Below are 10,395 nucleotides of genomic sequence, written 5' to 3' on the forward strand. Positions count from 1 at the left end.
TTGTTCGTGGCCTTTGAGCATGACATCCAGTTCCCACCGAGGCGGGTGAGGGAGGCCTCGGTGGAGTGGCCAAACGCGTCATACGTAGAGATCCCGGGCGTCGCGCACGGCAACGGAGTCTTCGACTCGGCTGCCCAGATCGGGGAGGCCATCGTCGGATTCATCAAGACGCGGTAACGGCAGCCGTTCCAGGGAACATATGGCCAGGTCGGGCGGGGCCGACTCGCAGGTTGATGTGCTGAAATCGGGGGGTTCAGCGGTCATGAGCAGTAACACAAGGGTTGTACACGGTGTCTTTCTGACCACTTCCTTGGCGGCGGGAACGCTGGTACTCGCCGCCTGTGGCGGCAACACAGTGGTCCAGGACATGGCGGCCGGGTCCAGAGCCGCACCGGTCGTCACCACGGCGACTGCTCGGCCGAGTGCCGAGTTCAACGACGCCGACGTCCGGTTCGCGCAGATGATGATCGCGCACCATCAGCAGGCCATCCAGATGGCCGAGCTGGCCTCGACGCGAGCATCGAACACGGAGGTCAAGGACCTGGCGGGGAAGATCGAGGCATCCCAGCAGCCGGAGATCGAGACAATGCAAGGCTGGCTGGAGGCTTGGGGGAAGCCGATGCCGACCGGCGACATGGGGCATGAGATGCCGGGCGGGATGTCCGACGCGGACGTGAAGAAGCTGGAAAAGGCCCAGGGGGCCGCCTCCGACAAGCAGTTTCTCAAGATGATGATCATTCACCACAAGGGAGCGATCACCATGGCCCGCACCGAGCGGAAGCGTGGAGAGAATCCGCAGGCGAAGCAGCTGGCGGAGAAGATCATCACCGGCCAGCAGGCCGAGGTGGAGCAGATGCGGAAGATGCTGGACCAGCTCCAATAAGGAATCGCTCTGTTCGACTGGATCGGTCGCTGGGCGACTACGCGGTGGTGCGGCTCGCACGCGTCAGGTGCGAGCCGTACCGAAGATCAGCGGACGTAAGCGACCCCATGATGCCCATGGCACCGTTGTCGCCAGTGGTTGTAGGTGGCGTGGACGCGGATCTGGTCCAGGAAGGCGAAGGTGAGGTTGGGCTGGCGTGGTCGACCTGGATTGTCACACGCGGGCGTGCGGCGGGGGATCCGGGGAGATGCGCTCGGCCAGCATGGCCTGGAAGTGCGGGCAACTGGGCAGGTCCTCATGTTCGCAGTCCAACGCGCAGTCGATGAGCTCGAGTGAGGCCTGGGCCTCGGCGATGCGGCGGGCGAGCTCGGCCCGCCGGCGCACCAGGATGGCGTGCCGTTCCGCGGGATCGGACGTGTTGATCATCTCGCGAACGTCGTCCAGGCTGAAGCCCGCCTCCTTGGCACGCAGGATCGCCGCCACGCGATAGAGATCGTCGATGCCGTATCGGCGGCGGTCCCCGCCGATACGGGTCGGCGCGAGCAGGCCCATCGCCTCCCAGTGTCGCAGGACGTGCGTGGCCAGGCCGAACCGTGCCGCGATGTCTCCGATACTCATCGTCGCACTTGACTTCATGTCGACATTAAGTCGCATGCTGGCTGCCATGTCCAAATCGACGACGACATTTGATCACATGGAATCGCTCATCCGATTGCTGGATGCGGCCGACGCCCTGCCGGGTGCTGCCGCGCTGCGTGCACGGTCCTACGAACTGCTCGACCTCCCGGCCGGTGCGGGCGTGGTGGACGTGGGCTGCGGCGCAGGACGCGCGGTGGCCGAGCTCGCGGAACGGGGTGCGCGGGCGATCGGCGTGGACCTCAGCGAGCAAATGATCGCGGCGGCCCGCCACCGCTGGCCGGACGCCGACTTCCGCCTCGGTGACGCCTGCGACCTGCCGCTCGATGACGGCGCGGTGGCCGGCTACCGGGCGGACAAGGTCTACCACGACCTCGCGGACGCCGGGAAAGCGCTGGCGGAGGCCAGGCGGGTGCTCGTGCCCGGCGGGCGGATCGTCCTCATCGGCCAGGACTGGGACGCCTTCCTCGTCGACTCCGACGACCCGGCGCTCACCCGCGCCATCGTGCACGCCCGCGCCGATCAGACGGCCAACCCCCGCGCCGCCCGCCGCTACCGCAACCTGCTGCTCGACGCCGGGTTCGAGGATGTCGCCGTGGAAATCCACACCGGCGTCTTCACCGACGCGGTCATGCTCCCCATGCTCACCGGGATCGCCGAGGCCGCCCGTGTCGGTGGAGCCATCACCGCCGAACAGGAGGCGGCCTGGGCTGCTGAGCAGACCGAGCGCGCTCGGGCCGGCCGCATGTTCCTGGCCCTGCCCATCTTCGTCGCTTCTGCCCGACGGCACTGAGCCCTCCGCTTTCTCTGGGACGCGGTGAACCGGACGTACTCCTAATGCGTATAGGAGATATGGCGGCCATGAGCGGACTCGTGATCGTGGTGGTCTTGTTGCTCGGTAACGCGGATTGTGTGTCGCCCCGCCCGGCCAGTCCGGTGAGAGCGGACGCGACGATCAGCGCGGGCACCGCCTGGACCAGCCCGAGCAGGCCGAAGCCCACCGTCCGCAGCATCAGCCCGGCCAGGATCATCGGCTTGTACCCGACTCTGTCGGCCAGGCTGCCGCCCACCAGGAACATCCCTGCTGGCTGAGGTTCCGTACCCCGAGGACCAGCCCGGCCACCCAGACCGCCAGCCCGAGATCGTCGGTGAGGTAGGTGGCGAGGTAGGGCATCAGCATGTAGAAGCCGATGATGATGGTCGAGCTGGTTGACCAGCAGCAGCCGGACCGGCCGGTTGAACGAGCGCGCCTGCGCGAGTGACCCTTTCATCGGGTCGCCTCGGCCGGCGCGGTCACCGTGGTGCAGCGGGTCCAGCTCTGCGCCTCCGCCTCCGCCGGATGGGAAAGCCGGGCCGGTACGGGCGGCGGTTCGTGGTCGAAGAGAAGGTTGTGGCGGGCGCAGTAGGCGTCGTTGAAGACCGTGTCGAAATAGCGCTGCGGCCCGTCGGGGAAGACGGCGACGATGGTGGTGTCGGCGGGCTCGGTTCTGGCGAGCCAGGAGGCGACCAGGGCGACGGCGCCCACGCTCCATCCGCCGGTGGCGTAACGGTCGGCCGCGAGACGGCGGCAGGCCCACACCGCCTCGGCGGGCGCCACCCAGTGGACCTCACTGAAATCCTGGTAATGGACGTTGCGCGGGTAGATGCTGCTGCCCAGGCCGCGCATCAGGCGCGGGCGGGCGGGCTGGCCGAAGATCGTGGAGCCGATCGTGTCCACGCCGACCAGGCTCACGCCGGGGCTGAGCCGCTGGAGGGTGCGGTAGATGCCTGCGCTGTGGCCGCCGGTGCCGACACTGCATACCAGCACGTCGACGCGGCCGAGCTGCTCGGCCAGCTCACGGGCGAGCACGTCGTAGGCGCCGACGTTGTCCGGATTGTGGTACTGGTCCGGGCAGTAGGCGCCGGAATGTTCCTTCAGGAGTGCGCGTACGCGTTCCCGCCTGGCCTCCTGCCACCCGCCAGTGGGCAGCGGTTCGGTCACCAGCTCGACATGAGCGCCGTACGCGCTGAGCAGCCGATGCATGATCGGCTCCATGCCGGGGTCACTGACCAGGGTGACAGGGTGTCCGTACGCGATCCCGGCCAGGGCGAGCCCGAGGCCGAGCGTGCCGCTGGTGGACTCGATGATCGGCGCTCCGGGGCGGAGCTCGCCGCGGCAGCGGGCCTGGCCGATCATGTGCAGTGCCGGGCGGTCCTTGATGCCGCCGGGGTTGTGGCCTTCGAGCTTGGCCCAGAAGCCGCGCCCGTGCTCGCCTCGCAGTTCGGGGATCCACAGCACGGGAGTACCGCCGACGAGGGCGGCGAGAGAAGAGCGGCCGGCCCACATGCGGGCAGGCTGACGCTGATGGATGGCATTCATGATGAAAGGTCCTCGCCACAGTCAGGTATGCCTGGATGTACGGCAGGCGTGGCCGAAGCGGCGCACGCCGGGCGCGGCTATACCCGTGACACGCAGACGGCTGTGAGCAAGGCGGCCCCCGAGCGCGGCGGACCGTCCGCCGAATGAGAAACCGGGAAGTCATCCTGACCCGGTGAAGTAGTGCCGCTCAGTCTCGATCCGGAGGGGAGAATCATTACCGGGGGAGACTGGGTGGTGGGGTTCTCGCACGACGCCTCATGGCCGGCGTCGTCGTCTCCGGGATCCACCGGCACGCTGGAGTCATGAGCGACGCGGTGGTGGTGGCCACTGGGCAGGCTGCCATGCGCGTGCGGTCCGAAACCACAGAGCAGGAGATGGAACGTGACGGTGATCGCGAGCACCATGAGCCACCCGCTGCCTTCGCGGCTCCTGGGATGCATGGTGACGATCACACGGAGCAGCATATCTCACGCTATGTATATCAAGAGTTTGCTCTATGTAATCACTTTTTGCATGTGAGACGGGGTTCGGGATCGTAGACCGTGTGGAAGCGCTGCTTGCGCACGACCTTCCCGTTCTGTTTGAAGATGCGCCACACGTCGATGGCGAAGCCCTCCGCGCCGTCCATGGGAATGCACTCAGGGTCGGAGTCGGTCAGGGTTCGGATGGGTTTGACGTTGTAGCGCTCCGAGCTTTGCGATTCGATGTCGTATCTCTTGGTGCTCCAGAACTGCACGGTGACGGAGGTGTCCGCGTACGACGTCTTGATCAGCACGCCGTAGGGGGAGTCGTTGCGCCAGCGGAAATCAGGCTGGGGATAGGAGACCGTGGACTCCCGCCCAGCCGGGTAGCGATAGATGTAGTACTGGTGCGCCCTGTGCTGGACGTCCTGGAAGCCGCCGAAGAAGACCGCGTTGAACATGGTGGTGGCGAACTGCGACACCCCGCCGCCGACGTCGTTGACGAACCGGTTGTTGAGGATCATCGGCGCCTCGACAAAACCGCGCGCCTTGTCCCGCCTGCCTACCACGCCGTTGAGCGAGAACGTCTCGCCGGGCTTCACGACGTAGCCGTCCACGATGTCGGCGATGCGGTGGATGTTGGTCACCCGCGGTGCGCAGCATGGATACTGGGTGGTGAACGAGCTGACTCGTTCCTTGACGCCCAGCTTCTCCGCCTCTGCCGTGGTCACCCGCGGCTCGCGCTTCGTGACGGGTAGATCGACCCGGCGGCTCCCCGCCGCCACAGCCTTGGAGATCGCCGGGCCCAACGCCTTCATGTCGGCGCCCCGACCGGCGCGGGCGGGGATGACCCTCGGCCGACCATCGACGATCTTGAAAGACGCGTCTTTCGGTGGGCTGGCCACCAGCGCCTTGGCCACATCTGAGGCGATCTTGGACGTGTCGACGGACGGACGCAGTCCGCCGTTGCCGTCGGAGTCGAAGCGCAGTCCGGCGGCCAGTTGCTCCCGGGACACGGTGGCCTGCTTGCCGCCGCTGGTGACGGTAAGTGGGGCGGCGATTGCGGTACGGGCCGTGGTCGCGGCGACGCGCCGGACTTCGCCCGCGGTGAGGGTGGGAGGCGTCAAGTGGACATCCAGTTCGACCGAGGTGCGACCGGCTTCGAAAGCCGCCTGCACTGCTCCGGGCGCACCGTTGAGATCCAGCGTGCGCCCGGGCTTGGGTAGCACCATCCGTGGTTCCAGTCCCTGGTAGCGGATGCCACCTTCTACCGCCTTCGTGGTGACGCTCTTGACCAGGTCGGCGAGGCCGGAGCGGAGCAGCTGCCGGTCCAGTGTGATCTTGGGTGAGACCTGGCGGCTGCCGAAGAGGGAGCGGGCGATGCCCGTAGGAGTGGTGGCGCCGGCGATCGCGGCCTCGACAGTGGCTCGGGCATCGACGCCGAGCCCGAGTTCGGCAGGTGTGATCTTCTCGCGCTTGTTGGCGGCGACCACCGTCAAGGGCTGCTCCAACCGCCTACCCAGTTCCTTCTCGAGGTGGGAACGGGCGGTCTCGGGAGGCAGTCCGCCGATGTCCACGCCGCCCACCCGCGTGCCCGGAGGAACCTTCCCGGCGAGCGCGATCGCTGGCACCGCGTAGGCGAGCACCACGACGAGGACGGCGGCGGCCGGAATGAGCGTACGCCGCGAGCGCAGCACACTCATGCCGGCACGGGGCGGAAGGCGACGGTGAGGACGTCGCGTACTCATGAAGCCGTCGGGCGGAAGACGACGGTGAAGTCGTCACCGCCATTCCGGGACTCGTAGATCGTGCCGTCCTCGGTGCTGGCCAGCAATCGGTTGCCGTCAACGGCGGCGAACGCGGCGGCCTGGCCCGGTAGCGCACCGCCCGCCTGCCAGGTGCGACCCGCGTCCTTGCTGGTGCGCACCCGGCCATCGGCGTCGGAGCCCACCAGCACTCCCTTGGAAGGCGAGTCGACGTGGCTGAGCAGCGGCGCATCTCGGACGTCTGCGAAGCTGGTGCCACCGTCCGTGCTGACCCGCAGGCCGCCCTGCGTGGTTGCGTAGAGACGGTTCGGCTCGGCGGCGCTCGCGGCCAGGTCGATGACGTCCTCCTCGGCTCCGGGCATCCAAGTTCTGCCCCCGTCGGTGCTCGACCTCACTCGTCTCGTCTGGCTGTCAAAGGCGTAGAGCTTGTCCCCTGCGGGCTGCAGCGCATGAAAATCGGCAGTACCGCTCTCGGACACGGTGATCCATGTACGGCCCGAGTCGGTGCTGCGGATGAGGCCCAGGTGCGGGCTGCCGGCCTGCAGGTCGCCGGGATGGCCACTGGCCAGGAATGTTCCTGGCCCAGTGACGGTGAACCCCATGTGGTCTTGGATCCGGCCCGCCACCCGCTCTGCCGTCTCTACCGACTTGACTTTGAACAGCCCGAAGTGGCCCGCGATGTAGATGGCTCCGTCGGCCGGATCGACGCCAAGACCGTGAATGTGGCCGATCCCTGGATCGTCAGGGCGGGGGGCCGCGGAAGGCTGGGAATGCCCGCATCCCGACGCCGTGAAAGCCAATGTGGCCAGGACCGCCGCTGCGGCTCGAAGTCGTGGATGGCGCATAGTGACAGAGTCTACTAGTCGTTGTAGTAGGTGGCGCGAGGCCTACCTGCGCTCAGGCGCGCTGAGCGTGACGCCTTTCGATGCATGCACATGATCCCAGCTGCGGAGCAGGCGCTCCTGGAAGGGACGATCACCTGCTGGACAGGTACGACGTCCATCTCCATCTCGTACGTCCAGTCGTCAGGGATGGTCGCTCCGATCGTCGGCGAACCCATAGAGGATCAGCAAGGCGCCCATCGCAAGAAGTATCGAACTGATGATGAGCAGGAGGCGGTTACCGGACTCGGCGAACGCTTTGGCGAGCAAACCCGCGGACACCAGGACGCTCCCAGCCACGAGCTGCGGCTTTCTCGTTCCAAGCATCCTGTGTCTCCTGGGGGTCGCGGTCGCGGCCGAGCTGATGCTCAGTCTCCGGCAGCGGCAGGGCGGGGCAGGCGGAGCCCTTTGAGGGCGAGTGCGTTGACCGCGACGATGAAGCTCGATCCCGACATCGACAGGGCAGCGATCTCCGGTCGCAGCACGAGGCCGAAGGCGGGTTCGAAGACGCCGGCCGCGATCGGCAGCGCGATGGTGTTGTAGCCGATCGCCCAGCCCAGGTTCTGCCGCATCTTCCGTAGCGTGCCGCGGCCGATGGCCAGCGCCGTCGGCACGTCCAGAGGGTCGGATCGCATGAGCACCACGTCGGCGGTCTCGATCGCGACGTCGGTCCCGGCGCCGATCGCGATGCCAAGATCGGCCTGGGCCAGCGCCGGGGCATCGTTGACGCCGTCGCCGACCATCGCGACCTTGCGCACGCCACGCTGCAGCTCGGCGATCTTGGCAGCCTTGTCGCCCGGCAACACCTCGGCGATCACCGTGTCGATGCCGAGTTGATCGGCGATCCGCCGGGCGGTCGCCTCATTGTCGCCGGTCAGCATGACGACCTCCACGCCGGCCTCGTGCAGCGCGGCCACCGCGGCCGCCGAGCTGTCACGTGGAGCATCGGCGATACCGATCACCCCGGCCGCGCGCCCGTCAACAGCGGCGATGACCGCAGTACGTCCGCCCGCGGCCAGTTCCTCGCGCCGGGAGGCCAGTATGCCGAGGTCGATGCCTTCCACCTGCATCAGCTTCGTGTTGCCCACCACGACCCGGCGCCCGTCCACCTGAGCCGTCGCACCGTGACCCGGGACGTTCTCGAACCTGGTGGCCTGCAGGACGCCCGGAGCGTGCGCGTCGGCGTAGCGGACCACAGCCTCGGCCAGCGGGTGCTCGGACTCCCGCTCCACGGCGGCCACCAGCCGCAGCAGTTCCGCCTCCTCCAGTCCCTCGACGATCACGTCGGTGACCTCTGGCTCGCCCCTGGTCAGAGTGCCGGTCTTGTCCATGACCACGGTCTGGATGCGGGCCGAGGTCTCCAGCGCCATGGCGTTCTTGAACAGCACACCGCGCTTGGCGCCCAGACCGGTGCCCACCATGATCGCGGTGGGGGTGGCCAGGCCGAGCGCGTCGGGACAGGTGATCACGACGACGGTGATGGCGAACAGCATCGCCGTACCGGCCGCCGCGCCCGCCAGCAGCCATACCACCAGGGTCAGTCCGCCGCCGATGAGCGCGACGAAGACCAGCCAGAACGCCGCCCGGTCGGCCAGGCGCTGCCCGGGAGCCTTGGAGTTCTGGGCCTGCTGGACGAGCTTGACGATCTGAGCCAGGGCGGTGTCGGCACCGACCTTCGTGGCCCGTACTCGAAGCGTGCCGTTCTTGTTGATGGTCGCGCCCACGACCGCCAAGCCGGGAGCCTTGTGCACCGGCAGGCTCTCGCCGGTGACCATCGACTCGTCGACCTCGCTTTCGCCCTCCACGACCTCGCCGTCAACGGCGATCTTCGCGCCGGGACGGACCAGCAGCACGTCCCCGACCACGACCTCGGCCGTGGGGATCTCCACCTGCTCGCCGTCACGGATCACCACCGCCTTGGGCGGGGCCAGGTCGAGCAGCGCACGGATCGCGTCGTTGGCGCCGCCTCTGGCCCGCATCTCGAACCAGTGCCCCAGCAGCACGAACGCCGCCAGCACGGTCGCCGCCTCGTAGAACACCTCGCCGCCGCCGGTCAGCGTGATGTACAGCGAGTACAGCCAGCCCGCTCCGATCGCCACGGCGACCAGCACCATCATGTCAAGCGTGCGGGCCCGCAACGCCCGTACGGCGCCGTCGAAGAAGATCCACGACGAGTAGAAGATCACCGGCAGGCTGAGCAGCAGCGCCCACACGTCCTCGCGCAGCCCGAACGGAACCGGCACGCGCAGACCCAGCACCTCGCGCCCGATCGGCGACCAGATCAGGATCGGGACCGACAGCACCGCCGCCACCAGGAACCGGTTGCGCATGTCGGCCACCATGGCCTCCATCGACATCGCGCCATGGCCCCCATGCCCCATCATCTCGTGGGGCGATGGACCGGCCTCGTGGTCCATGTCGGCGTGACCGGTGGAGGGCTCGAGCACAGCCGGAGCGGCGTGGTGCGCGTGCTCGGTGCCCGGTGGGTCGGGCTCCGCCATGGGATCGCAGACGTGCGACGGGACGGACTGGCCTGCGCAGTGGTAGCCGCATTCTTCCACCCAGCGGCGGAGTTCGGCCACGGACGTGACTCTCGGATCGAACACCACGGTGGCGGCCTGCCCGACCGGATTGACCTCGACCTCGATCACGCCGGGACGGCGGCCCAGCACGGCACGCACCACGTTCTGCTCCGTAGCCCACTGCAGCCCGCTCACGTCGAGAACCGCAGTGCTGCGATCCTTGGTGTTTTCGGTTGCCACGGCTTCCTCCCTCCCCACGTTCGACGACATCCCGCAGGAAGAACCCGATCTACCACAAGTGATAGTAGACATCGATCTGATTCTGGATGTGTCGGGGTCCACTGTGCTGAGTGGCCGCGACGCATTTCGGCGGCTGCGTGCCGGTAGCCGGAGCACATGCGTCTACGAGGCGACTGTGGAGCTGGGCAGGCGCCTGGTTGGGGACGTGGTCGAGCTACCTGGCGGGCACATCGGCTTCATCACCGACGCCCTCGCGTTCGCCGGAGAGCTCATGGGCACCCTCGCCCACGCCGCACCCTGAGCCGGGCGACGGCTCAGAGCGACGCTACCCAAGTGGCGGTGGATAGCTTCGTGACGATGGGCCAAGCCCGGTTCACCTGCAGGGGATCAACAGGCAGTACGTGCCGGGACCACCAGCGGGCGGCGGCGGGAGTCGGTGACGGCTCCATGAGGCCCGGTGCGTAGTCGTCGAAGGGCGGGTCGTAGACGTGCCCGTTATCAGGCGGTGAGCACTCCGGTGCCGAGCAGCGCCAGGAGCAGAGCCCCGATGACGATCCGGTAGATGACGAAGGCGTTGAAGGAGTGCTGGGCGACGTACCTCAGCAGCCAGGCGATGGAGGCGTAGGCGACGACGAAGGAGACGGCCG

The 10,395-nt window shown here is 67.8% G+C and carries 11 protein-coding genes; 4 read left to right on the forward strand and 7 right to left on the reverse strand.

Annotated elements, in window-relative coordinates:
• The first annotated feature begins 199 nt into the window (after window positions 1-199).
• Window positions 200-883, forward strand: coding sequence for a DUF305 domain-containing protein (locus AB0J09_RS03805; protein ID WP_360684590.1), 684 nt, complete (start codon window positions 200-202; stop codon window positions 881-883).
• Between the two features lie 213 nt (window positions 884-1,096).
• Here AB0J09_RS03805 and AB0J09_RS03810 read toward each other — a convergent pair whose 3' ends face one another.
• Entirely contained in the window at window positions 1,097-1,501 is a 405-nt protein-coding gene (locus tag AB0J09_RS03810) for a MerR family transcriptional regulator (protein WP_360684593.1), read from the reverse strand.
• Window positions 1,502-1,577: 76 nt separating this feature from the next.
• On the opposite strand from AB0J09_RS03810, the gene AB0J09_RS03815 reads away from it, so the two are divergent.
• Together AB0J09_RS03815 and AB0J09_RS03820 are read left to right on the forward strand one after the other, a co-directional pair.
• Window positions 1,578-2,312: a methyltransferase domain-containing protein gene (locus AB0J09_RS03815; protein ID WP_360684596.1), complete on the forward strand. Its 735-nt coding sequence runs from the start codon at window positions 1,578-1,580 to the stop codon at window positions 2,310-2,312.
• 68 nt (window positions 2,313-2,380) lie between these two features.
• Entirely contained in the window at window positions 2,381-2,611 is a 231-nt protein-coding gene (locus AB0J09_RS03820; protein ID WP_360684599.1) for a hypothetical protein, read from the forward strand.
• 175 nt (window positions 2,612-2,786) lie between these two features.
• Here AB0J09_RS03820 and AB0J09_RS03825 read toward each other — a convergent pair whose 3' ends face one another.
• From AB0J09_RS03825 to AB0J09_RS03845, 5 genes are all read right to left on the reverse strand, one after another.
• Entirely contained in the window at window positions 2,787-3,878 is a 1,092-nt protein-coding gene (locus tag AB0J09_RS03825; protein ID WP_360684602.1) for a PLP-dependent cysteine synthase family protein, read from the reverse strand.
• A 502-nt stretch (window positions 3,879-4,380) separates the two neighbouring features.
• The gene (locus AB0J09_RS03830; RefSeq protein ID WP_360684605.1) at window positions 4,381-6,042 is read right to left on the reverse strand and encodes a VanW family protein; all 1,662 of its coding nucleotides are present in this window, start codon (window positions 6,040-6,042) and stop codon (window positions 4,381-4,383) included.
• Between the two features lie 41 nt (window positions 6,043-6,083).
• Window positions 6,084-6,950, reverse strand: coding sequence for a F510_1955 family glycosylhydrolase (locus AB0J09_RS03835; RefSeq protein ID WP_360684608.1), 867 nt, complete (start codon window positions 6,948-6,950; stop codon window positions 6,084-6,086).
• A 180-nt stretch (window positions 6,951-7,130) separates the two neighbouring features.
• Window positions 7,131-7,313, reverse strand: a complete 183-nt coding sequence (locus AB0J09_RS03840; protein ID WP_360684611.1) for a hypothetical protein — start codon at window positions 7,311-7,313, stop codon at window positions 7,131-7,133.
• 41 nt (window positions 7,314-7,354) lie between these two features.
• Entirely contained in the window at window positions 7,355-9,748 is a 2,394-nt protein-coding gene (locus AB0J09_RS03845; protein WP_360684614.1) for a heavy metal translocating P-type ATPase, read from the reverse strand.
• 175 nt (window positions 9,749-9,923) lie between these two features.
• Between AB0J09_RS03845 and AB0J09_RS03850 the strand changes: the two genes are divergently transcribed.
• Window positions 9,924-10,049, forward strand: coding sequence for a hypothetical protein (locus tag AB0J09_RS03850; protein ID WP_360684617.1), 126 nt, complete (start codon window positions 9,924-9,926; stop codon window positions 10,047-10,049).
• 197 nt (window positions 10,050-10,246) lie between these two features.
• On the opposite strand, the gene AB0J09_RS03855 is transcribed toward AB0J09_RS03850, so the two are convergent.
• Window positions 10,247-10,395: undecaprenyl-diphosphate phosphatase (locus tag AB0J09_RS03855; protein ID WP_360684635.1), on the reverse strand; the 149-nt coding region annotated here is incomplete at its 5' end.

Origin of the sequence: Nonomuraea sp. NPDC049784 (genome assembly GCF_040659615.1) — a bacterium.
Taxonomy (GTDB): domain Bacteria; phylum Actinomycetota; class Actinomycetes; order Streptosporangiales; family Streptosporangiaceae; genus Nonomuraea.